Annotated in this window: 23 protein-coding genes; 12 read left to right on the top strand and 11 right to left on the bottom strand. The window is 67.0% G+C overall.

The features are described 5' to 3' along the window. Positions 1 to 54 precede the first annotated feature (54 nt). A complete protein-coding gene (locus H3H55_RS17765; RefSeq protein ID WP_129516011.1) occupies positions 55 to 636 on the bottom strand; it encodes a cupin domain-containing protein in 582 nt (193 codons plus the stop codon). A 500-nt stretch (positions 637 to 1,136) separates the two neighbouring features. On the opposite strand from H3H55_RS17765, the gene H3H55_RS17760 reads away from it, so the two are divergent. Continuing rightward, complete coding sequence (locus H3H55_RS17760) at positions 1,137 to 2,657, top strand: peptide MFS transporter (protein WP_129516012.1); 1,521 nt, start codon at positions 1,137 to 1,139, stop codon at positions 2,655 to 2,657. A gap of 117 nt (positions 2,658 to 2,774) precedes the next feature. Then, the gene (locus H3H55_RS17755; RefSeq protein ID WP_048246115.1) at positions 2,775 to 2,981 is read left to right on the top strand and encodes a hypothetical protein; all 207 of its coding nucleotides are present in this window, start codon (positions 2,775 to 2,777) and stop codon (positions 2,979 to 2,981) included. Between the two features lie 46 nt (positions 2,982 to 3,027). Here H3H55_RS17755 and H3H55_RS17750 read toward each other — a convergent pair whose 3' ends face one another. The 3 genes from H3H55_RS17750 to H3H55_RS17740 all read right to left on the bottom strand — a co-directional run bounded on the left by H3H55_RS17750 (position 3,028) and on the right by H3H55_RS17740 (position 5,782). Continuing rightward, positions 3,028 to 4,152 carry an OpgC domain-containing protein gene (locus H3H55_RS17750; RefSeq protein WP_193099592.1) on the bottom strand — a complete coding sequence of 375 codons (1,125 nt, stop codon included), beginning with the start codon at positions 4,150 to 4,152 and terminating at the stop codon, positions 3,028 to 3,030. A 418-nt stretch (positions 4,153 to 4,570) separates the two neighbouring features. Beyond that, positions 4,571 to 5,470, bottom strand: coding sequence for an EamA family transporter RarD (gene rarD, locus H3H55_RS17745; protein WP_193099591.1), 900 nt, complete (start codon positions 5,468 to 5,470; stop codon positions 4,571 to 4,573). Between the two features lie 15 nt (positions 5,471 to 5,485). Beyond that, on the bottom strand, positions 5,486 to 5,782 hold the full coding sequence (locus H3H55_RS17740) for an acylphosphatase (protein ID WP_034187849.1): 297 nt from the start codon (positions 5,780 to 5,782) through the stop codon (positions 5,486 to 5,488). Positions 5,783 to 5,973: 191 nt separating this feature from the next. On the opposite strand from H3H55_RS17740, the gene hpnA reads away from it, so the two are divergent. From hpnA to H3H55_RS17725, 3 genes are all read left to right on the top strand, one after another. Then, the gene (gene hpnA, locus H3H55_RS17735) at positions 5,974 to 6,981 is read left to right on the top strand and encodes a hopanoid-associated sugar epimerase (protein WP_048246118.1); all 1,008 of its coding nucleotides are present in this window, start codon (positions 5,974 to 5,976) and stop codon (positions 6,979 to 6,981) included. Between the two features lie 108 nt (positions 6,982 to 7,089). Further along, a complete protein-coding gene (locus tag H3H55_RS17730) occupies positions 7,090 to 8,379 on the top strand; it encodes a phage tail protein (protein ID WP_193099590.1) in 1,290 nt (429 codons plus the stop codon). 112 nt (positions 8,380 to 8,491) lie between these two features. Next, positions 8,492 to 9,855 (top strand): IS3 family transposase gene (locus tag H3H55_RS17725; RefSeq protein ID WP_193097798.1). Its coding sequence is split into 2 segments (ribosomal slippage): positions 8,492 to 8,954 and positions 8,954 to 9,855, totalling 1,365 coding nucleotides; the frame shifts between segments, so codons are not numbered across the junction. Positions 9,856 to 9,945: 90 nt separating this feature from the next. On the opposite strand, the gene H3H55_RS17720 is transcribed toward H3H55_RS17725, so the two are convergent. Further along, positions 9,946 to 11,133, bottom strand: a complete 1,188-nt coding sequence (locus H3H55_RS17720) for a glycosyltransferase (protein ID WP_193099589.1) — start codon at positions 11,131 to 11,133, stop codon at positions 9,946 to 9,948. A gap of 396 nt (positions 11,134 to 11,529) precedes the next feature. On the opposite strand from H3H55_RS17720, the gene ispH reads away from it, so the two are divergent. Together ispH and hpnH are read left to right on the top strand one after the other, a co-directional pair. Then, entirely contained in the window at positions 11,530 to 12,471 is a 942-nt protein-coding gene (ispH, locus tag H3H55_RS17715) for a 4-hydroxy-3-methylbut-2-enyl diphosphate reductase (protein WP_048246121.1), read from the top strand. 12 nt (positions 12,472 to 12,483) lie between these two features. Then, on the top strand, positions 12,484 to 13,644 hold the full coding sequence (hpnH, locus tag H3H55_RS17710; protein ID WP_048246122.1) for an adenosyl-hopene transferase HpnH: 1,161 nt from the start codon (positions 12,484 to 12,486) through the stop codon (positions 13,642 to 13,644). Positions 13,645 to 13,857: 213 nt separating this feature from the next. On the opposite strand, the gene H3H55_RS17705 is transcribed toward hpnH, so the two are convergent. Together H3H55_RS17705 and H3H55_RS17700 are read right to left on the bottom strand one after the other, a co-directional pair. Next, the gene (locus H3H55_RS17705) at positions 13,858 to 14,346 is read right to left on the bottom strand and encodes a hypothetical protein (protein WP_193099588.1); all 489 of its coding nucleotides are present in this window, start codon (positions 14,344 to 14,346) and stop codon (positions 13,858 to 13,860) included. Positions 14,347 to 14,401: 55 nt separating this feature from the next. Beyond that, positions 14,402 to 14,779 (bottom strand): hypothetical protein, encoded by a 378-nt coding sequence (locus tag H3H55_RS17700; RefSeq protein ID WP_193099587.1) that lies wholly within the window; start codon positions 14,777 to 14,779, stop codon positions 14,402 to 14,404. 113 nt (positions 14,780 to 14,892) lie between these two features. Between H3H55_RS17700 and H3H55_RS17695 the strand changes: the two genes are divergently transcribed. Together H3H55_RS17695 and H3H55_RS17690 are read left to right on the top strand one after the other, a co-directional pair. Next, positions 14,893 to 15,141, top strand: a complete 249-nt coding sequence (locus tag H3H55_RS17695; RefSeq protein ID WP_193099586.1) for a hypothetical protein — start codon at positions 14,893 to 14,895, stop codon at positions 15,139 to 15,141. A gap of 129 nt (positions 15,142 to 15,270) precedes the next feature. After that, positions 15,271 to 15,624 carry a DOPA 4,5-dioxygenase family protein gene (locus H3H55_RS17690; RefSeq protein WP_193099585.1) on the top strand — a complete coding sequence of 118 codons (354 nt, stop codon included), beginning with the start codon at positions 15,271 to 15,273 and terminating at the stop codon, positions 15,622 to 15,624. A gap of 51 nt (positions 15,625 to 15,675) precedes the next feature. On the opposite strand, the gene H3H55_RS17685 is transcribed toward H3H55_RS17690, so the two are convergent. Further along, positions 15,676 to 16,140, bottom strand: a complete 465-nt coding sequence (locus tag H3H55_RS17685) for a MarR family winged helix-turn-helix transcriptional regulator (protein WP_129516021.1) — start codon at positions 16,138 to 16,140, stop codon at positions 15,676 to 15,678. A 65-nt stretch (positions 16,141 to 16,205) separates the two neighbouring features. Here H3H55_RS17685 and H3H55_RS17680 point away from each other — a divergent pair, with 65 nt between their 5' ends. The 3 genes from H3H55_RS17680 to H3H55_RS17670 all read left to right on the top strand — a co-directional run bounded on the left by H3H55_RS17680 (position 16,206) and on the right by H3H55_RS17670 (position 19,286). Then, complete coding sequence (locus H3H55_RS17680) at positions 16,206 to 17,342, top strand: FAD-dependent oxidoreductase (RefSeq protein WP_193099584.1); 1,137 nt, start codon at positions 16,206 to 16,208, stop codon at positions 17,340 to 17,342. Positions 17,343 to 17,451: 109 nt separating this feature from the next. Further along, on the top strand, positions 17,452 to 17,883 hold the full coding sequence (locus H3H55_RS17675) for a nuclear transport factor 2 family protein (RefSeq protein WP_193099583.1): 432 nt from the start codon (positions 17,452 to 17,454) through the stop codon (positions 17,881 to 17,883). After that, entirely contained in the window at positions 17,880 to 19,286 is a 1,407-nt protein-coding gene (locus H3H55_RS17670; RefSeq protein ID WP_193099582.1) for an MFS transporter, read from the top strand. Before H3H55_RS17675 ends, H3H55_RS17670 begins: the two co-directional genes overlap by 4 nt. A 59-nt stretch (positions 19,287 to 19,345) precedes the next feature. On the opposite strand, the gene trhA is transcribed toward H3H55_RS17670, so the two are convergent. The 3 genes from trhA to H3H55_RS17655 all read right to left on the bottom strand — a co-directional run bounded on the left by trhA (position 19,346) and on the right by H3H55_RS17655 (position 22,447). Further along, on the bottom strand, positions 19,346 to 19,966 hold the full coding sequence (trhA, locus tag H3H55_RS17665; protein WP_129516025.1) for a PAQR family membrane homeostasis protein TrhA: 621 nt from the start codon (positions 19,964 to 19,966) through the stop codon (positions 19,346 to 19,348). A gap of 183 nt (positions 19,967 to 20,149) precedes the next feature. Continuing rightward, positions 20,150 to 20,356, bottom strand: coding sequence for a YbdD/YjiX family protein (locus tag H3H55_RS17660; RefSeq protein WP_048246131.1), 207 nt, complete (start codon positions 20,354 to 20,356; stop codon positions 20,150 to 20,152). Between the two features lie 12 nt (positions 20,357 to 20,368). Then, a complete protein-coding gene (locus H3H55_RS17655; protein ID WP_048246132.1) occupies positions 20,369 to 22,447 on the bottom strand; it encodes a carbon starvation CstA family protein in 2,079 nt (692 codons plus the stop codon). Positions 22,448 to 22,487: the final 40 nt, after the last annotated feature.

Genomic DNA, 22,487 nt, shown 5'->3' with positions numbered 1-22,487 from the left:
CTTACGTTTCTTTCGACAGGCATCCCGTCTTGGAAACGAAGGAATACCCGTGCGTTAGAACAGCCGCGGTGTACCGACCCAGACCACCACCGACTCGACCTTCGCGGTGTTGGCCCAGCTGTGCGGGACCGTCGACTGATAGTGCGAACTGTCGCCGGCCTGCAGGACGAACGTCTTGCCTTCCAGCGTCAGCGACACTTCCCCTTCAATCACATACAGGAACTCCTCTCCTGCATGGGTCGTCACCTCCGACCGTTTCTGCCCCGGCGGCAACCTCACGAGGATCGCCTCGAGCTGTCGCCCTTCGGATACGTTCGTCAGCCGCGCGAACAGGTTCGCCGAATCGGCAAACCCGAAGAAGCGCAGCTGCTCGCCTCGGCAGACCGAGCGTTCCTCGCTCGGCGTATCCACGAAGTACTGCACCGTCACACCGAGCGCGTGCGCGATACCGGCCAGCGACGTCAATGACGGCGACGCGAGCCCGCGCTCGACTTGAGACAGAAACGGCTTCGAAATCCCCGCGGCGGTAGCGGTGTCGTCGAGCGTGCGCTTGAGTCGTTGGCGCAACGCGCGAATCTTGCTGCCCAGTGCGGCGGCAGCGTCTGCGGACCGCGAGTTTTCAGTGGGGGGAACCATAGCAGGCCGAAAAGTGATCGTCAAAAAATGTTTGATGGAAAATAACTAAGTTAGATCGATATAGCTTAGTCTTCGGGTTCGCGCACGCCTTCGGAGTTGAGCCCGGTGCACTAAACGGGGCGCGAAGCGAGAGAAACGACGCGCTATCTTGCCAGACTCGCCGGCTTCACAGGCAAGCTGCAAGCGGCTCTCCGGGAATCTTCGGAGGGCCGGCACGAAAGCTTACAAATAGATGATGAGACGAATGTTCCTGAAAGCTGCCGCCACATCGGGAGTTTCCCTGAGTGGCGCATACCTGACGCACCGGACCGGCGAACGTTACCATTCGCGCGCCGGTCGGGGCCACTCGCCGCCCTACCATGCGGCGTCAGACCCCGGCCCGGGCTAATCCGCCCGACTGTTCCATCGCCAGCGCAAGACCTACCCGGCACATTGCGCACCGGCGCCAGTTCGACCCCAAGACGACGCGTGATCCGTGCCGTCCGTTTCAAACGAGATTGATGATGCATTCACCTGTTTCACAAACCCGATCGTTCACGACGGTCTTCCTCATCGAAATGTGGGAGCGTTTCGGCTACTACGGTATGGCCGCGCTTCTGGTCCTCTTCATGGTCGACCGGCTCGGTTTCACCGACAGCCATGCGAACCTGACCTGGGGTGCGTTCACCGCACTCGTCTATGCGGCGCCGTCGATCGGCGGCTGGATCGGCGACAAGGTGCTCGGCGCCCGCCGCACGATGATCATCGGCGCGTCCGTGCTGTCCGCCGGCTACCTGATGCTCGCGGTACCGAACGAACACCTGACGTACATGTATGCGTCGCTCGGCGTGATCGTCGTCGGCAACGGCCTGTTCAAGGCCAACGCGGCGAACCTCGTGCGCCGCATCTATGAAGGCGACGACGCGCGTATCGACAGCGCGTTCACGATCTACTACATGGCGGTCAACATCGGCTCGACCGTGTCGATGCTCGCGACGCCGTGGATCAAGGATCACTGGGGCTGGCACGCCGCGTTCGCGGTCTGCTGCGGCGGCATGCTGCTCGCGATCCTCAACTTCATGCTGATGCACCGCACGCTCGCGCACGTCGGCTCGGTGCCGGACGACCAGCCGATCCGCTGGAAGCGTCTCGGCGCGGTCGCGCTGGGCGGCGTCGCGCTCGCGCTGATCACGCTGTACGTGCTGCAGCACAAGCAACTCGCGGTGGCCAGCGTGTGGACGGCAGCGTTCGCGATCCTCGCGATCTTCGCGTACATGATCGCGAAGTCGGAGCGCTCGGAGCGAGCAGGCCTGATCGCGGCACTCGTGCTGATCGGCCAGGTCATCCTGTTCTTCATCTTCTACGTGCAGATGTCGACGTCGCTGACGCTGTTCGCGCTGCGCAACGTCGATCCGCGCTTCATCCTGTTCGGCACGACGCTGTTCACGTGGAGCGCCGCGCAGTTCCAGGCGCTGAACCCGATCTGGATCATGCTGCTGAGCCCGGTGCTCGTGTGGGTCTACAACGCGGTCGCGAAGGGTGGGCGTGACCTGCCGGTCGCCGCGAAGTACGCGCTCGGCTTCGGCGCGGTCGCCGCGGGCTACCTGGTGTTCACGATCAGCGGCCGCTACGCGGTCGACGGCCGTGTGTCGTCGTGGTTCATGGTGTGGGGCTACGGCCTCTACTCGCTCGGCGAACTGCTGGTGAGCGGCCTCGGCCTCGCGATGATCGCCCGCTACGTGCCGGCGCGCATGAGCGGCTTCATGATGGGTGCGTATTTCGTCGCGACGGGTGTGTCGCAGTATCTCGGCAGCGTCGTCGCGAACTTCGCGCAGATGCCGTCGCATGACCTGCCGGCCACCGAATCGCTGCCGCTCTACCTGTCGCTGTTCGAGAAGCTCGGCTGGCTCGCCGCGATCGGCATGCTGCTCGCGCTGCTGCTGCTGCCGCTGATGAACCGCCTGTCGCGCCAGCACCAACGTTGTGCGGAAGAGCGCCGCGAAGAAGCACTGCAGGCGCAGGCCATCGCGTCGGCCCAGTAAGTACTATCCCTCGGCGTGCGGCATGCACGCCACATTCTCCCGCCGGGCACGCGAACGCGTCCTACACTGGTGGAAACGCATCCGCTCCGTCGCGATGCGCACTGGCGGGAGAAGATCATGAAAAGCAAGACCACGAGGATCCTGAGGATACTGTCGGACATCCGGCACGCGCAGCGCTGCACCGCGCTGCGCGCCGCCCGGGCCGCAGCCGAGGCCGACGCGGTACTCGCGGAACGCGACGATCCGGCTCAGGACGAACGCGACGACGCCGAATCCGACGACGCCACCTCCACGCCCCGCTCCCGTATCGGCTCACCTCACTGACGCCGCGCGACACGTTCCGTGCCGCACGCGCCGTCTCCCATGCCGCTCACGCGGCCGCGCCGCGCCACCGCGCGATCCACGTTCCCGAACCGGCCACGGCCATCATCAGCCCGAGCGCGCACGCGTCGGCCACGAGGCCCACGCCGACATGCCGCAGATCGGCGCTGTGCGCGACCGGATGCAGCAGCGAATCGATCACGAGCGAGATCGCCGCGCCCGCGACGAAGCAGATCAGCCCGCGCTGGCCGACGGCGACGACGGGACGCACGGCCTGCGCGATCCGCGCGATCCAGCCGACGCGCACGCAATCGGCCATCAGCCATGCGACGCCCGCGAAGCTCACGACGCGCGGCAGCGCGAGATCGCGCTTGAAGATGCCTTCGGGCATCGGCAGCCCCGAGAACAGCTTGTAGCTCGCGCAACCGAGCACGACCGCGCACGCGACGCCGGTCGCTGCGGCGCCCCACCGCCCGAGCGCGATGCGCCGGTAGAACGGCTGGCAGCGCGCGAGCACGCCTGCCACGAACATCAGTTGCCAGGCGAACGGGTTGAAACTCCAGCGGAATCCGTCGGTGTCCAGCAGCTCGGGGCCGAGCCAGCCCGCCGTCATCCACGACGCGGCGCTGAGCGCGACGAGCAGCCACGGATGACGGCGCGCGAACGGCACGAGCACCGGCGACGCGAGCGCGAACAGCACGTACATCGGCAGCACCGATGCGAGATACGGCTGGCGCTGGAACGTCAGCAGCTCGGCGAGGCCCGTGAGCGGCGACGCGAGCATCACGCTGACGTCGTCGAGTGCGAGGTTCGGCGCATCGATCCCGTAGTGGTCGAGCACGGCCGACACGACGAGCATCAGCGTCGACGTCGCGAGAAACGCGCGGTAGATCTGCATCGCACGGCGCACGAACCGGCGCTGCGCGGCACGCGCGCCGTGCCGTTCGGCGATCGCGCCGTACGCGCTCGCGGTCGCGAAGCCGCCGAGAAACACGAACACCTCGGCCGCGTCGCACAGCGCGAACGCGTGCAGCGTCACGCGCGACAGCACGCTCGCGCCGATGTGATCGACGACGATCATCAGCAGCACGAGCCCGCGGAAGAAATCGACTTCGATCAGGCGGCCGCCGCGCGATGGCTGCAGCGTGGCGGAAGACGGCAGGCTCAACGACATGAGCGCACCTGCGCAACGATGGTGCAACAGGCACCGGGGAAGGGATCGGGAAGAAGCAGGCGAGCGCGGTCAGCGGCGATACGCGTATGCTCGCATCGCGCCGACCCGGCCGGCCAGGCACGGGAATGACCGTTCATCGGAAAGCTGCATACGAAGGGAAGTCGGTCAGGTCAGTCTAATGGCCGATCCGGAGAGACCCTAAGTAACAAAGTGCAACCGAATCTTCTGTTCGATTACAACGCAGAGGAGGAGGATGCGAAGCGGGCAGTGCCGCCAGTTCGACGTCAGTGCGACGCCAGTTTGCGGTCAGCATCGGTGCGTTCGACTGCTGTTCGGTCGTTGCTCGACGGTTGCTCGACCGTCGAGCGAGACGCGATGCGCGGCACGTTCCGTGCGGCCGCCGCATCGCGATCGGCGCTTATCCGCGCGTGGGCAGACGCCGCATCAGCATCGCGCTGTGCCACGCGGTCAGCGCGACGGCGACCCAGATCGGCCCGTACGTCGCGAGCTTCGCGACGCTCAGCGTCTCGCCGAGCAGCAGCAGCGACACCGCGACGAGCAGCACGGGCTCGACGTAGCCGAGAATCCCGAACAGCGCCATCGGCAGCATCCGGCTCGCCTTCAGGTAGCTCGCGAGCGCGAGCGTGCTGAGCACGCCAAGCCCCGGCAGCAGCACGGCCCACAGCAGCGGATGGCTGGCGACGCGCGTCGTGCTCGTCGCGACCATCGCGAATGCGATCGGACACAGCAGCGCGATCTCGACCGCGAACGCGGCGAGCGAATCGGCGTTGATCCGCCGGCGCAGCACGAAGTACGGCGGATAACCGAGCGCGACGACGAGCGTCGGCCATGCGAACGCGCGCGTCGCCCACACTTCGTGCGCGACGCCGAGCGCGGCAAACGCGACCGCCGCCCATTGCAGCGGGTCGAGCCGCTCGTGATAGTAGAAGCGGCCGACGAGCACCATCGTCAGCGGCAGCAGGAAATAGCCGAGCGACACTTCGAGCATGCGCCCGTGCAGCGGCGCCCACAGGAACAGCCACAGCTGCACGCCGAGCAGCGCCGCGCTCACGGGCAGCGCGATCAGCAAGCGCCAGTCGCGCACGCTGCGCCGGACGAGTTCGACGAGCGCCGGCCAGCGGCCGCGCAGCGCGATCAGCGCGAGCGCGCCCGGCGCGGTCCACAATACGCGCCACGCGAAGATGTCGAGCCCCGTGAGCGGCGCGAGCAGTTTCGCGTAAGCCGACATCAGCGCGAACAACGTCGATGCCATCACCGACAGCATGAGGCCGCGCCCGGCTTCCGGATACCCCGTCATATCGTTCGGACCGCCTTACTGCTGCTGGAAGCGCTCGAAGCGCCGTTCGGTGCGGCGTTCCTCGAACGTCACCTCGGTCACGCGCGCGGCCGGCGGCCCGTGACGCAGCCACGCGAGCATCCGGTCGATCTGCGCGCCGGGCCCCTGGATCATCGCCTCGACGCTGCCGTCCTCGAGATTCGCGACCCAGCCGCGCAGCTTCAGCGCATGCGCTTCGCGCACCGTCGCATGACGGAAGCCGACGCCCTGCACGACGCCGCGCACCCGCACGTAGTAGGTCTCGATCCGTTCGTCCAGTTCATTGCGGCTCATCGCGTCGCCCTCCCGTTGCATTCAAGCCCGGCATTGTAGTCGCGTCGGCCGCTTCATACACGCCGTGGCCGGTTCACGCCGATAACGGGCTTGCGCCGGCCCTGGCCTGGCGTCGCCGCGCGCGCCGACCACGTACAATCTCGCCGACGCTCAACCGCCGCGCCGCTCTCGCGCGGCCCTGAAGGAAACGCATGACTGATACCTCCCGCGATCTCGTTCTCGTCACCGGCGCGTCCGGTTTCGTCGGCTCGGCCGTCGCACGCATTGCGCAGCAGAAAGGCTATGCGGTGCGCGTCCTCGTGCGTCCGACCAGCCCGCGCACGAACGTCGCGGATCTCGACGCGGAGATCGTCACCGGCGACATGCGCGACGAGGCATCGATGCGCGCCGCGCTGCGCGGCGTGCGCTACCTGCTGCACGTGGCAGCCGACTACCGGCTGTGGGCGCCCGACCCCGACGAGATCGAGCGCGCGAACCTCGAGGGCGCGGTCGCGACGATGCGCGCGGCACGCGCGGAAGGCGTCGAGCGGATCGTCTACACGAGCAGCGTCGCGACGCTCAAGGTGACGAGCGCCGGCGATCCGTCCGACGAGAACCGGCCGCTCACGCCCGAGCAGGCGATCGGCGTCTACAAGCGCAGCAAGGTGCTGGCGGAACGCGCGGTCGAGCGGATGATCGCCGACGAAGGGCTGCCGGCCGTGATCGTCAATCCGTCGACGCCGATCGGCCCGCGCGACGTGAAGCCGACCCCGACCGGTCGCATCATCGTGGAAGCCGCGCTCGGCAAGATTCCCGCATTCGTCGACACGGGGCTGAACCTCGTGCACGTCGACGACGTCGCGCACGGCCACTTCCTCGCGCTCGAGCGCGGCCGGATCGGCGAGCGCTACATCCTCGGCGGCGAAAACCTGCCGCTGCAGCAGATGCTCGCCGACATCGCGCAGATGACGGGCCGCAAGGCACCGACGATCGCGCTGCCGCGCTGGCCGCTCTACCCGCTCGCGGTCGGCGCCGAAGCGGTCGCGAAGTTCACGAAGAAGGAACCGTTTGTCACCGTGGACGGACTGCGGATGTCGAAGAACAAGATGTATTTCACGTCCGCGAAAGCCGAGCGCGAGCTCGGCTACCGTGCGCGTCCGTACCGCGAAGGACTGCGCGATGCACTCGACTGGTTCGGCTCGGCGGGCTACCTGAAGTAACACAAAGCGGCGCGCTTCGCGCCGCATTGCGCACTTTGTTACACGTCGCGCACGGCCCCGCACCGGCGCAGCGGGTAAAATCGCGGGTCTTACGCAGAGAAGACACGCATGAACCTGAACGATCAGATCGATTCGCTCAACACGGGCGTCGATCAGCTGCTCCACGATCACCACGCCGCGCAGCAGGCGGCACGCAGCGCGGAAGCCTTCGCGCGCGCAGCAGCAACGGAAGCCCGGGCCGCCGCAGAACGTCACGCCGCCGCGGAAGCCGAAGCGCAGGCCGCCGCGCAGCGCCACACGGCCGCAGCGGCCGACGCCGAAGCCGCGCAGCAGCGCCACGCCGACGCGACCGCCGCCGCCGAAGCCGCCGCCCACCGTCATACAGATGCCACCGCGCAAGCCGAAGCCGCCGTGCAGCGCCATGCGGAAGCCACCGCGTTGACCGAAGCGCTCGCGCAACGTCACGCGGATGCGGAAGCCGCGTCGCAACGTCACGCGGCCGCGATCGCCGAAGCGGAGGCCGCCGCGCAGCGTCATCACGCCGCCGCGACCGAAGCCGATGCGGCCGCGCAGCGCCACGCTTCCGCGATCGCGGAAGCCGAAGCGCTCGCGCAGCAACACACGCAGGCGATCGCCGAAACGCTGGCCGCCGCGCAGCGTCACGCCGACGCGACCGCCGAGGCCGAAGCCGTCACGCGGCGCCACGCCGAAGCGATCGCGCAGGCCGAAGCCGCCGCGCAACGCCACGCCGACGCCACCGCGCAGGCCGAGGCCGTCACGCAACGCCATACCGAAGCAATCGCGCAAGCCGAAGCCGCCGCGCAGCACCATGCGAAGGCCATCGCGGACGCCGAGGCGCTGGTCGAGGCCGTCGTCAAGGAAGCCGCGACGACCGCGGCTGCCGCAACGGCCGTTGCCACCGACAGCGTCGAACCGGTGGACACGCCGGCGGCGGAGCCGGCCGTGAACGCGTCCGCGCCGGCTGTGGTGGAAGCGGCCGACGCCGAAACCGCGATCGTCGCGACGGCACAAGCCGACACCGTGGTTGAAACCGACGCCGCCGCCCCGGCGGACAAGTCGACGCTGCACGTGTCGCGTCCGACGCAGAACGAACTGACGCTGACCATCAACGGCGCATCGATCACGCTGCATCCGGAGCAACTGGGCCAGTTGATCGAGGAGCTCGCGCATGCGCGCGCGTCGATGCAGCCGGAGCCGCCGCCCGGCATCCCGGCCGGCTGGCGTTTCGTGACGACGAAGAACCCGATGATGGCCGTGCAGAAGCAGTCGAACGGAGATCGCCTGCTAGTCGCCCGCCACACGGGCTACGGCTGGGTGCCGTTCACGTTCTCGCCGGACGTCGTGGTGCAGATGTACATGATGCTGACCCAGCGGTAAGCGCCGGCCGGCGAGTCAGCAGCGCCGCCGAAAACGAAACAGCCCGACCGGTTTCCACCGATGAACTGCACCCCAAAAGTTGGAGACCGATCCAACCTTTGGGGTGTTTTTCATGGCGAAGTATGACGAGCCGTTTCGGCTACAGGTCGTTCAGGAATATCTGAATGGAGGCGCGAGCACACGCACACTCGCGGCGCATTATGGGGTTGGACGCACGGTCATCCGGCGCTGGGTGGCGAGCTACCGGGAGCATGGCGTAGCCGGACTGCGCAGGAAGGTCGGTCACTACGACGCCCAATTCAAGTTATCGGTGCTGCAACGCATCCAGCGTGACGGACTGTCATATGGTCAGGCGGCCGCGTTGTTCGACATTCGAAGCGCGGGGCACGTGGCAACCTGGGCGCGCCTGTATCATGACGGCGGTATCGATGCACTGTCCCCTCGCCGCCGAGGGCGCCCCAGAAAGATGGCCACTTCACTTCCCCCGAAACCCACTGAAGCCGGTGCGCCGGACGAGCGCACGCGCGAGGAATTGCTCAAGGAAAACGAGTATCTGCGCGCGGAGGTGGCGTACCTAAAAAAGCTCGATGCGCTGCTGCAAGCGAAGAAGCAAGCAGCGCAAAAGAAAAAACGCAAATAGTGCATGAGCTCAGGCAGCGCCATTCGGTGGCGGCACTCCTGAAGGCGGCTGGATTGGCACGCAGCACGTTCTATTACCAACTCAGGACGCTGGAGGCTGAGGACCGTCACGCCGATCTGAAAGCACAGATCCGGACGGTGTTCGAACGCCACCAGGGCCGCTACGGCTATCGGCGCGTCACGGCTGCGATCCGACAGGCCGGTCATCTCGTCAACCACAAGGCGGTGCAAAGGCTGATGCAGCAATTGCAGTTGAAGTCCTGGGTGCGCCCGAAGAAATACCGCTCGTGGCGAGGGGAGCTTGGCAAGGCCGCGCCGAACCTGCTGCAACGCCAGTTCGAGGCTGCAGGCCCTCATCAGAAGTGGGTGACGGATGTGACCGAATTCAAGGTCAACGGGCAGAAGCTGTATCTGTCGCCGGTGATGGACCTGTACAACGGCGAGATCGTGGCTTACCAGATGGAGCGACGCCCAAGCTTCGAGCTGGTCAGCGGCATGTTGAAGCAGGCGCTGACCAAACTCCGACGCAAGGACAAGCCGTTGCTGCATTCGGATCAGGGCTGGCACTACCGGATGCCGGAGTTCCGCCGGGAGTTGGAGCGACGCAAGCTGACCCAGAGCATGTCGCGCAAGGGCAATTGCCTCGACAACGCCGCGATGGAAAGCTTCTTCGGCACGCTCAAGTCTGAGTGCTTCAAGCGGCAGCGCTTCACTTGCGTGGAGCAATTACGCGAGACGCTGGAACGCTACATCCATTACTACAACCACGAACGCATCAAGCTCAAACTAAAAGGACTGAGTCCCGTGCAATACAGAACTCAGTCCTTGGGCGCCTAGCCTTCAACTGTCCAACTTCGTGGGGTCAGTTCACGATCGGGCTGTTTGCTTACCGGCTGCCGGAACGCGCGCCGGCGGCGCGCGAAACGCTCAGCGATCCACCGGCGCCTGCACGCGCGCCTTCCACTGGCCGCCCTTGCCGCGCCAGTAGCGCCACGCGGACGCGAACGTCGCGCCGACGTAGAACAGCGCGACGAGCGGCAGCGCGGGCGCCCACAGCGGCGAGCGCCGGTAGTAGCGCAGCATCGGCGCATACGCGGCGCACATCGACGCCCACGCGAGCCACGCCGGCCACGCGCGCGCGCCGTACGCGAGCGCCGCGACGGGCGGCACGAGATAGATGATCGTCATCCCGAGCAGCGTGCCGGCCAGCAGCAGCGGCGAATAATGCAGCTGCGTGAACGCGGTGCGCGCGATCATGTTCCAGATGTCGCGCCAGCTGTCGTACGGGCGCAGCGACACGCTGCGGTCGGCCAGGTCGAGCCGGATCGGATGACGGCCGTCGCCGCGATGCTTGATCTGCGCGGCCAGGCTGCAGTCGTCGATCAGCGCGCCGCGGATCGACTCGATGCCGCCCGCTTCCTCGAGCGCCGTGCGCTTCACGAGCATGCAGCCGCCGGCCGCGCCGGCCGTCCGGTTGCGCGGGTTGTTGATCCACGAGAACGGATACAGCTTCGCGAAGAAGAACACGAACGCCGGGATCAGCGCCTTTTCCCAGAACGAATCGCAGCGCAGCCGCACCATCAGCGACACGAGATCGCGGTTCTCGGCCTGTGCGCGCGTGACGAGCTGCGCGACGGCATCGGGCGGATGGCCGATGTCGGCATCCGTCAGCAGCAGGTAGTCGGCCGGCAGGCCGAGCGTCTGCACCGCGGCGATCCCCTGCGACTGCGCCCACACCTTGCCCGACCAGCCGGCCGGCAGCGGCTTCGCGGCCAGCACCGTCAGCCGGTCGGCGCGGTTGATCGCGAGCGCGGCCGCGCGGGCCGCATCGGCGGTGCCGTCGTCGCTGTGGTCGTCGACAATGATCAGATGAAAATCGCCGGGATATTCCTGCTCGAGCAGCGAAGTCGCCGCACGGGCGATCACGTCGGCCTCGTTGCGCGCCGGCACGACCGCGACGACGGCCGGCCAGCCGGCCTCGGCCGCGGCGCCGCGCGCGTCGGGCGGCAGCGGCCGCGCGGGCACCGCGCGCCAGAAGCCGCCGCGCGCGACGAGCAGCACGATCCAGATCATCAGCGACAGGCCGGACACCAGGAATGCGAGCACCAGCATCATCGGCACGCCTCCGGCCGGACGTCGGCAGGTTTAATAGGGGTCAGGAACAAAGCGCCTGCAGCCGCACGGGCGGCCGGGCAATACGCATAAGAATCGACGGTCATCGAATAGCCTTGAAATGAGCGCGACGCCGGGCAGCCGGAGCGGCTGCCCGCGAAACCGCGTAGTTTACTGGGTTCCGCGCGCGCCAGCGCCGACGCGGCTATCCCGCAATTGCAACACGGCCGACACGGCACCAGAGCAAGGACTTCCCGATAGGGTTAAAATGCGCGATTAATTCGGGGTTCCGGGGCCTGGCGTAGCCGGTTCGTTCCTGCCTTCATAACTTCAAGCCGGGGCGATCGAGCTGTGCCAGCTCCTCGAACCCCGGCGTCTGTCGTCGGAGTTCGCTCACTTATGCGAGTCATCCTTGCCCAGCCCCGCGGCTTTTGTGCGGGGGTTGTCCGTGCGATCGAGATCGTCGATCGCGCGCTGCAACAGCACGGCGCGCCGGTCTATGTACGTCATGAGATCGTTCATAACCGGCATGTCGTTGAAAATCTGCGAAATAAAGGGGCACGATTCGTTGAGGAACTCGACGAGGTGCCGCACGGCGCTGTCGCGATCTTCAGCGCGCACGGTGTCGCCCAGACGGTCGAGCGCGACGCGGAAACGCGCGGGCTCGACGTGCTCGACGCGACCTGTCCGCTCGTCACGAAGGTGCACGTGCAGGGCCGCCAGTATGTCGCGGCGGGCCGCCGGCTGATCCTGATCGGTCATGCGGGCCACCCGGAAGTCGAGGGTACGATCGGCCAGATTCCGGCCGAGGTGATCCTCGTGCAGAGCGAAGCGGAAGTCGATACGCTGACGCTGCCGGTCGATACGCCGGTCGCGTACATCACGCAGACCACGCTGTCGGTCGACGATACGCGCGGCATCATCGAAGCGCTGCAGCGCCGGTTCACCGACATCGTCGGCCCGGACACGCGTGACATCTGCTACGCAACGCAGAATCGCCAGGCCGCCGTACGCGAGCTGAGCGAACAGGTTGACGTGCTGCTCGTCGTCGGCGCGACGAACAGCTCGAACTCGAACCGCCTGCGCGAGATCGGCACCGAAAGCGGTGTGCCGAGTTATCTCGTCGCCGACGGCTCGGAAGTGAAAGCCGAATGGTTCACGGGTGTGCAGACGGTCGGCCTGACAGCCGGCGCGTCGGCGCCCGAAGAGATGGTCGAGGATGTAATCGGCGCGCTGCGCGCGCTGGGGCCCGTCGATGTCGCGACGATGGCGGGCCGTGAGGAAAAAGTCGAATTCAAGCTGCCGGCGAAGCTCACGCAAGCTGTCGCCCGCGAAGTTTAAGGAGGACATCCCTTGTCTATTCCGCTGCTCCAGCAAGTCCGTGTCGGCGCATACATCGTGCGCCAGCACCTGTCCGGCAACAAACGCTATCCGCTCGCGCTGATGCTCGAGCCGCTGTTCCGCTGCAACCTCGCGTGCAACGGCTGCGGCAAGATCGATTATCCGGATCCGATCCTGAACCAGCGTCTGTCCATCGAGGAATGCCTGCAGGCCGTCGACGAGTGCGGCGCGCCCGTCGTGTCGATCGCCGGTGGCGAACCGCTGCTCCACAAGGAGATGCCGGAAATCGTCAAGGGCATCATGAAGCGCAAGAAGTTCGTGTACCTGTGCACGAACGCGCTGCTGATGGAAAAGAAGATGGACGACTACGAGCCGAGCCCGTATTTCGTCTGGTCGGTCCACCTCGACGGCGACCAGCAGGCGCACGATCACTCGGTGTCGCAGGAAGGCGTGTACGACAAGGCTGTCGCGGCGATCAAGGAAGCGAAGCGCCGCGGCTTCCGCGTGAACATCAACTGCACGCTGTTCAACGATGCAGTGCCCGAGCGCGTCGCGAAGTTCTTCGACACGCTGGGGCCGATCGGCGTCGACGGCATCACGGTGTCGCCGGGCTACGCGTACGAGCGCGCGCCGGATCAGCAGCACTTCCTGAACCGCGACAAGACGAAGAACCTGTTCCGCGAGATCCTGAAGCGCGGCGAAGGCGGCAAGCGCTGGTCGTTCAGCCAGTCGTCGCTGTTCCTCGACTTCCTGGCCGGCAACCAGACGTACAAGTGCACGCCGTGGGGCAACCCGGCGCGTACGGTGTTCGGCTGGCAGAAGCCGTGCTACCTGGTCGGCGAAGGTTACGTGAAGACCTTCAAGGAACTGATGGAAACGACCGAGTGGGACAACTACGGCGTCGGCAACTACGAGAAGTGCGCGGACTGCATGGTCCACTGCGGCTTCGAGGCCACCGCCGTGATGGACACGATCGCGCACCCGCTGAAGGCGCTGAAAGTGAGCCGCAAGGGCATCAAGACCGACGGCGCGTTCGCACCGGACATCTCGATCGCGAAGCAGCGTCCGGCCGAGTACGTGTTCTCGCGCCACGTCGAGATCAAGCTCGAGGAAATCCAGCGCGCCGGCAAGGGCAAGCTGCAGAAGCCGGCGAAGCCGGCAACGGCCGCTTAAGCGCGTTTCGCCACGCGGGGGCCCAGCCTCCGCGCACGCGAGCATGAATGAAGCGCCACGGAGTTCGCTCCGTGGCGCTTTTGTTTTGGGCCGTGTATCGCCGTTGCCGTGTTGCCGCGACGGTCGTGCAATCGTCGAAGTCGCGCGATTGCTCGCCCGCGCCGGTGCGGCCGGCCCTGTCTCCTCCATCCTCCCTGCGAAACCGGCGCGACGCTACGCGGCCAGCGATTCGGCCGCGTGCGGGCGCATCTTCTCCGCCGCGCCCGCCACGAGCGCCGGCTGGCCGCTCGACGCGAACGTGCAGACGTGACTCCACAGCTCGGCCAACCGATGCCGCGTGAGCGTCGCGACGCAGGTGTCGTTTGCCGCGAGCACGCGTTCGAGCACCGCACACTCGTCGTCGCGCAGCGCCCATGCGCCGCTTTGCGCCGCGCGTGCCACGCTCGCATCGAGCGCGCGCTCCGCGTTGACGCACAGATCGATGCTCGCCTCCGGGCACACCGCATCGTCGAGCGCCAGGAACACCAGGTAGACACTCGTGCGCAACCGCATCAGCAGCGCCTCGTTGCCGTGCTCGCCGCGCAGCGCGACGAGCGCCATGTGGCATTTCAGCGAGATGTCGCGTACATGCGCGGGCGGCAGCGGCAGCAGCCACTCGCGCGTCAGCGGCACGTGGCGACGGTTTTTCCGGGTGGCCTTCATGAGTCGCGCCCGCTTGCGGTGAATCGGTTCTGGCAACGCATGCTCGTCTCCTGCATCAGAACGTGTTCTCGCCCTTCAGGTAGTACGCGGTCTTCACGAAGAACGCCTTGACCGGATGGCCGCCCTGCGCATCGCGCGCGGCGCGCGCTTCCATCGCGGCCCGCTCCTCGCGCGACCGGTCGGGCACCGGATTCCGGACACGCTCGAGCGCACGCTGCATCGCGAGCGGATAGTCCTGGTTGCCGGCCGTCGTCGCGCGATAGCCGGCACGCGTCATCTGCATCAGTTGCGCGTCGGTTTCGGCGCGCGCCGCCGACCAGCTCAGCCGCGCGGCATTCGGTGTCCAGTCGGCACCGGCCGACTGCGCAAAGCTGACGGCGGGCAGCGCAACGAGTGCGCAGGAAAGCACGGCAACGGGAACGAGGGATCGCATAATGGCCTCCAGATGGTTGTCCCCGCATCGATCGTGGGCGTCGATGCGTTGAAACCATCGTATGTCGCGCCGCATTCCGCTTGAATAGCCGATTCTGCAATTGATAATTTCGGGTGCGTCATTCGGTACGCGAGCCGCGTGATTCGCCAATCCCGCCGAACTGGAATTTCTTTATTTCATTCAACGCCCTGATCGCATTTTTTCCGGCGATCCGAAGCGGCGCGCACACCGCTTTTTCAATTTCCGAAATGACGTGTTGCCTGTGCCATGCCGGCCAGCGCACCTGCCGGCGCGGCTTCCGGCGTGATATCGCGCATGCGGATATCACGGGTACGGTTACATCGGATAAATCGTTCTTCTGATACAGGACAAATCATTCGTTTCGGATTGCCGGATTGCGACACGACGCGCGCGGCAAGGACGCGCGATAATCACGCATCGGCCGTTTCGAACGGCGCCTCATGCATTCCCCTTTTTTATCGAGTCCTTCCATGGCTGCCCTCGACACCACCGCCATCGACAGTTGGCACGCGCACGTTTATTTCGATGCGGCCAGCCGCGACGCGGCCTGGGCGTTTCGCCAGGTCGTCGACGAACGGTTCGGCGCGGTCATCGAGCTCGGCCGCTTTCACGAACGCCCCGTCGGCCCGCATCCGGCATGGTCGTACCAGATCGCGTTCGACGCCGCGCGATTCGACGAGATCGTGCCGTGGCTCGTGCTGAACCACGGCGCGCTCGACATCTTCCTGCATCCGAATACCGGCGACGATCTGGGCGACCATCGCGACTGCGCGGTATGGATCGGGAAGTCGTATGCGTTGAATCTCGACGCGCTGGCCGGATAAGCGCCGGAGCAAAGCGGCTTTCGGCGACGGCGATGCAACCGCCGCCCGCGATCAGTCGATGTCGTTCGCGCGCGCGTTGCCGACCATCCGTTCGAGATTCGCATTCACGCGTCCGAGCAACGCCGCAAGCTGATCGCGCTCCGCGTCGCTCAACCCCGCGAGCGCCTGCTCGCTCGCACCTTCCATCACGGCCCGCCCGCTGGCGAGCCCCTTCGACGCCGAATCGGTCAGCGAAATCAGCCGGCTGCGCCGGTCGTCCGGGTCGGGCACCCGCAGCACGAGACCATCGCGCTCCATCCGGTTCAGCAACTGCGCCATGCTCGGCTGCTCGACCTGCGCGCGCCGCGCGAGCTCCGTCTGCGACAGCGCGCCCGCCTTCTTCAACGACACCAGCACCGGCAACTGGCTCACCGCGAAGCCCAGGTCGCGCAGCGGCCGGTCGACCACGCGCGTGAACAGCCGGTAAGTGATGCCGACCAGCGGCAACGGATTCGTCTTCGTGTCAGCGTCGCTCATGTTGACATTCCATAGGAGGCTATGTTTTTATATAGGCACCTATGTTATCAGATCGTGAGCGAACCATGAATACGCGCTTTCGTGTTGCCATCGTCGGCGGCGGGCCCGGCGGCCTGACGCTCGCCCGCCTGCTGACGCTCGGCGGAATCGACGCGATCGTGTACGAACGCGACGCGCACCCGCTCGAGCGCCCGCAGGGCGGCACGCTGGACCTGCACGAGGAGTCGGGCCTGCTGGCGCTCGAGCAGGCCGGCCTGGCCGACGCGTTCCTGGCCGTCGCGCGCTACGAGGATCAGGGCTCGCGCCTGCTCGATCGCTCGGGCTGTGTGCTGTTCGACGACGACGGCGCGGGCGGCAACCGGCCCGAGGTCGACCGGACCGCGTTGCGCGCGCTGCTGCTCGACGCATTGCCGCCGGACTGCGTGCGCTGGGGCCGCACGGTGCGCGACGTCGGCATGCTGCCCGGCGGGCGGGCAATGCTGGCGTTCGAGCACGGGACGGAAGGCCCGTTCGATCTCGTGGTCGGCGCCGACGGCGCGTGGTCGCGCATCCGTCCGCTGCTGTCGCCGTATCAGCCGCAGTACAGCGGCCTCACGTTCATCGAATTCGGCATCGACGACATCGATCGGCAACATCCCGCGCTGTCGCGGCTCGTCGGCCGCGGCAAGATCGGCGTGCACGGCAACGGCAAGGCGATCATCGCGCAACGCAACGGACACGCGCACGTGCGCGGATATGCGATCTTTCGCGTACCGCTCGACTGGGTCGCGCGGCGTTTCGACTTCGCGGCACCCGATGCGATGCGCGCCGCGCTGATCGCCGAATTCGACGGCTTCGCCGACACCATCCACGACCTGTTCCGCGCCAGCGGCGACCGCTTCGCCGAGCGGCCGATCTTCGCGCTGCCGGTCGGTCACTGCTGGGCGCATCGCCGCGGCGTCACGCTGATCGGCGACGCCGCGCACGTGATGTCGCCGTTCGGCGGCGAAGGCGTGAACAACGCGATGCGCGACGCGGTTGAACTCGCGGCCGGCCTCATCGCCGATGCCGACCGCGACGCGGCGGTCGCCGCCTTCGAGCAACGGATGTTCGCGCGCGTGACCGAATCGGCGCGGGAGGCCGCCGATGCCGCCGCGACCCAGCTTTCGCACGATGCCGAGGCACTGACCCTCGCGCGGTACCGCGACCTGCACGCGGCTTGAGCGGTACGCGCGCCGCGCATCGACATCCACGTTTCGGGCTGACGTGAAACGTCTCGCGGCGCCGCGCCCATACAGTGGGTTCCGTTATCGACGCTGCAGGGAACCCACCATGACACACGCCGACGCCGATGCCCGGCGCATCCATGAAGACTGGCACGCCGCCGTCGTCGCACGCGACCTCGATGCGCTGATGTCGCTGTATGCCGACGACGCGGTGCTCGAAACGCCGCTTGTCGTCGTCGCGCTGCCCGCGCACGGCTCCGGCGTGCTGCGCGGCAAGGCCGCGATCGGCGAGTTCTTCGCGGCCGGCCTGCGCAATCCGGGCAACAAGCTCGGACGCTGGTACCGGACCGGATTGTTCTTCTCGAATGGCCGCCAGCTCACGTGGGAATATCCGCGCGAAACGCCGGAAGGCGACCAGGTCGATCTCGTCGAGGTGATGGATCTCCGCGACGGGCTGATCGTTCATCATCGCGTGTATTGGGGATGGGTCGGCTTCCTCGCTCTGCAGGCCGCCACGCCGGCGCCCGACCGCGCATGACGGCCGCCGTGCCGAACCGGGCCGTGGCCCGTCGCGTGCTCGCCGCGACCTGCGTGAGCTACACGCTCGTGCTGCTCGACGCGTCCATCGTCAACGTCGGGCTCACCGACATCGCGCACACGTTCGGCAGCCGCGTGGCCGGCCTGCAGTGGATCGTGAACGCATACACGCTCGCGTTCGCCAGCCTGCTGATGACGGGCGGCACGCTCGGCGACCGGCTCGGCGACCGCACCGTCTATGTCGCGGGGCTGACCGTGTTCGTCGCCGCGTCGGTACTGTGCGGCGTCGCGCCAACCCTCCCGGCGCTCGCGATCGCCCGCGCGTTGCAAGGCGTCGGCAGCGCGATGCTGGTGCCCTGCTCGCTCGCGCTGATCAACCGCGCGTTCCCCGAACCGGCCGCGCGTACGTCGGCGATCAGCATCTGGATGGGCTGCGGCGGCATCGCGATGGCGTCGGGCCCGCTGATCGGCGGCCTGCTGATCCATCTGTTCGGGTGGCGCAGCATCTTCTTCGTGAACCTGCCGCTCGGGCTCGCCGGCATCTGGCTCGGCCGCACGATCACGCGCGCCGCCGTCGACGCATCGCGGCATTTCGACTGGAGCGGCCAGACGGCGGGCATCGTCGCGATCGCGGCGCTGATCGGCACGCTGATCGAAGGCCCGTCGCTCGGCTGGCGCTCGGCGCCGATCGTCGGCGGCGCCGTGACGAGCCTCGCTGCGTGGATCGCGTTCATCGCGATCGAAGCGCGGCGCCGCGAGCCGATGCTGCCGCTCGCGTTCTTCCGCAACCGGCTGTTCGCGGGGTCGACGTTCGTGTCGATGGTGTCGGCGTTCGTGTTCTACGGCTTGCTGTTCGTGCTCAGCCTGTTCTATCGGCAGATTCGCGGCGCGAGCCCGCTCGACACGGGGCTCGCGTTCCTGCCGATGACCGCGATGGTCGCGCTCGGCGGGCTGTGCTCGGGCCGGCTCGTGGCGCGCTTCGGCGCACGCGGCACGATGTGCGCGGCGTTCGGGCTCTATGCGGCCGGCGCGCTCGGCATGACGGGCGTGGGTGCGACCACGCCTGCGTGGCTCGCCGTCGCGCCGATGCTCGCGATCGGCTTCGCATCGGGATTCATCTCGCCGGCCGCGACGTCGCCGGCGCTCGGGACCGTCGACCGGCGCCGCGCCGGCATTGCGGCGGCCGCGCTGAACGCGGCGCGGCAGAGCGGGTCGGCGCTCGGTGTGGCGATCTTCGGCGCGTGCATCGCGACGCTGCAGCCGTTTCCGGCCGCGATGCGGGCGACGCTGGCCATGGCGACCGGATTGTCGGCACTCGCCGCGGCAATATGGTGGATCACGGCGCGGGCGACGCCGGCAACCGGCGAACCGGCCGTGCGCCTGCGGACCGCCGCGCGCCGTTAGCCGATGCTTCGGCAGACGCGCCCGTTGAACCGCGTCACGAAGTCAACGCCGCGTTCCGCTCACGCGACATACATCGCGACGCTGACGAACTGGCACAGGCTGCCGGCCAGCACGAAAAGGTGCCAGATGCCGTGCCCGTGGCGGATGCGTTCGTCGTTGATGAAGAAGTAGATCCCCGCGCTGTAGATGACGCCGCCGGCGACGAGCCACGCGGTGCCCACCGGCGGCAACGCATGGATCAGCGGGCGCACCGCGACGAGCGCCAGCCAGCCCATCAGCACGTACAGGATCATCGACAGCAGGCGCGTGCGCCGCCCGAGCGTCAGTTCCTGCACAATGCCCAGCGCGGCCAGCCCCCAGCTCACGCCGAACAGCGACCAGCCCCACGGGCCGCGCAACGTGACCAGCGTGAACGGCGTGTAGCTGCCGGCGATCAGCAGGTAGATCGCCGAATGGTCGCATTTCTGCAGGATCGCTTTCAGGCGCGGATTGCGCACGCTGTGATACAGCGTCGAGATCGCATAGAGCAGGATCAGCATCGCGCCGTACACGCTGAAGCTCACCACCTTGTACGGATCGCCTTCGAGCGCGCCCATCGTCACGAGCGCCACGAGGCCTGCCACCGACAGCACCGCGCCGACGAGATGGGAAATGCTGTTGAAACGCTCACCGACATGCACGACGTGTTCTCCTGCGGGTCCATCGGGAAAAATGAACCCTTATGATACCGGCGGCCGGAATGTGCCGTGCTGCGCGCCGGCAAACGGCGCGACGATGCGCGCCGCCCGCCCCCAAAGAAAAAGCGCCGCGAAATCCATCGCGGCGCTTCCTTGTCGATCACCGAACCGTTTCACCGGCCCGGTTCAGCAACACTTTCCGGCCCCCGACCCGTACCGCGCATTCTGACGCTCGCGGAAAAATTCCTCGTACGTCATCGGCTCGCGGTCCGGATGGGTCGCGCGCATGTGCGCGACGTAGGTATCGTAGTCGGGCAGGCCGACCATCAGCCGCAACGCCTGCCCGAGGTAACGCCCCGCGCTGCGCAGGTCGCCGCCAAGATCGCTGAACATCGCGGCCTCCCCTTAACGTCCGCTGCCGAGCGCCTGCGCGGCCGGCATCGCTTCGTACGGCGTCTCGCGCACGGTCGGCTTCGACTCGCGACGCGCGCGCAGCACGGCGATCACGCCGTACACCGCGATGCTCACGACGACGAAGATGAACAGCCCGGCCAGCGCCGCATCGATGTAGTCGTTGAAGATGATCCGCTTCATCTGCGCGATCGACTTCGCCGGCGCAAGCACCTTGCCCTCGTCCACCGCGGCCTGCAGCTTCGCGGCGTGCGCGAGGAAGCTGACCTTCGGGTTCGCGTCGAAAATCTTCTGCCAGCCGGCCGTCAGCGTGCAGATCAGCAGCCACGCCGTCGGCACCATCGTCACCCATGCATAACGCTCGCGCTTCATCTTGAACAGCACGACGGTGCCGAGCACCAGCGCGATCGCGGCGAGCATCTGGTTCGAGATGCCGAACAGCGGCCACAGCGTGTTGATGCCGCCGAGCGGATCGACCACGCCCTGATACAGGAAGTAGCCCCATGCGGCCACGCACAGCCCGGTGGCGACCAGGTTCGCGGGCAGCGACTCGGTGCGCTTGAGCGCCGGGTGGAACGTGCCGAGCAGATCCTGCAGCATGAAGCGGCCTGCGCGCGTGCCGGCGTCGACCGCCGTCAGGATGAACAGCGCCTCGAACAGGATCGCGAAGTGATACCAGAACGCCATCATCGCTTCGCCGCCGATCACCTGGTGCAGGATGTGCGCCATGCCGACGGCCAGCGTCGGCGCGCCGCCCGCGCGCGCAATGATCGTCGTTTCGCCGACGGCCTTCGCGGTCTGCGTCAGCATGTCCGGCGTCAGCACGAAGCCCCATTGCGTGACGGTGTTCGCGACGGCTTCCGGCGTCGAGCCGAGCACGGCGGCCGGCGCATTCATCGCGAAGTAGATGCCCGGTTCGATCACGCACGCGGCGACCAGCGCCATGATCGCGACGAACGATTCCATCAGCATCGCGCCGTAACCGATGAAGCGTGCGTTGGTTTCGTTGTCGATCAGCTTCGGCGTCGTACCCGACGAGATCAGCGCGTGGAAGCCCGACACCGCGCCGCATGCGATCGTGATGAACAGGAACGGGAACAGGTTGCCGGCCCACACCGGGCCCGTGCCGTCGACGAACTTCGTCAGCGCGGGCATCTTCAGTTCCGGCGCGACGACCAGGATGCCGATCGCGAGGCCGAGGATCGTGCCGATCTTCAGGAACGTCGACAGGTAGTCGCGCGGCGCGAGCAGCAGCCACACCGGCAGCACCGAGGCGACGAAGCCATAGCCGATCAGGATCCACGTGAGTTGCGTGCCGCTGAACGTGAACCATGCGGCGAGCGTCGGCGACGCGGCCACGTTCTGGCCGAACGCGATCGCCGCCATCAGCCCGAAGAAGCCGATGACCGACACTTCGCCGATGCGGCCCGGACGGATGTAGCGCGTATAGACGCCCATGAACAGCGCGATCGGAATCGTCGCGGCGACGGTGAACGTGCCCCACGGCGAATTGGTCAGCGCCTTCACGACGATCAGCGCGAGCACCGCGAGGATGATCACCATGATCAGGAACGCGCCGAACAGCGCGATCACGCCGGGCACCGTGCCGAGCTCCATCTTGACGAGGTCGCCGAGCGAGCGGCCGTCGCGGCGCGTCGAGATGAACAGCACGATGAAGTCCTGCACCGCGCCGGCGAACACGACGCCGGCCAGGATCCACAGCATGCCGGGCGTGTAGCCCATCTGCGCGGCGAGCACGGGCCCGACGAGCGGCCCCGCGCCAGCGATCGCGGCAAAGTGATGGCCGAACAGCACGTACTTGTTGGTCGGCACGTAGTCGAGGCCGTCGTTGTACTTGACCGCCGGCGTCATCCGCAGCCCGTCGAGCTGCATCACCTTGCTGGCGATGAAACGGCTGTAGAAGCGATACGCGATCAGATACACGCAGACTGCGGCGATCACGATCCAGAGGGCACTGACGCGCTCGCCGTGCGCGAGTGCGATCGTTCCGAACGAGAACGCGCCGAGCAGCGCGACCGCGATCCAGAGCAAGGTGCTGGAAGCCCGATTCATAGCGTCTCCTGGTCTCCAATGTGTTTTAGTTGGCATGCGG

Source organism: Burkholderia sp. Z1, from assembly GCF_014893795.1.
Taxonomy (GTDB): domain Bacteria; phylum Pseudomonadota; class Gammaproteobacteria; order Burkholderiales; family Burkholderiaceae; genus Burkholderia; species Burkholderia theae.
This window is presented reverse-complemented; position numbering and strand designations above follow the sequence as displayed.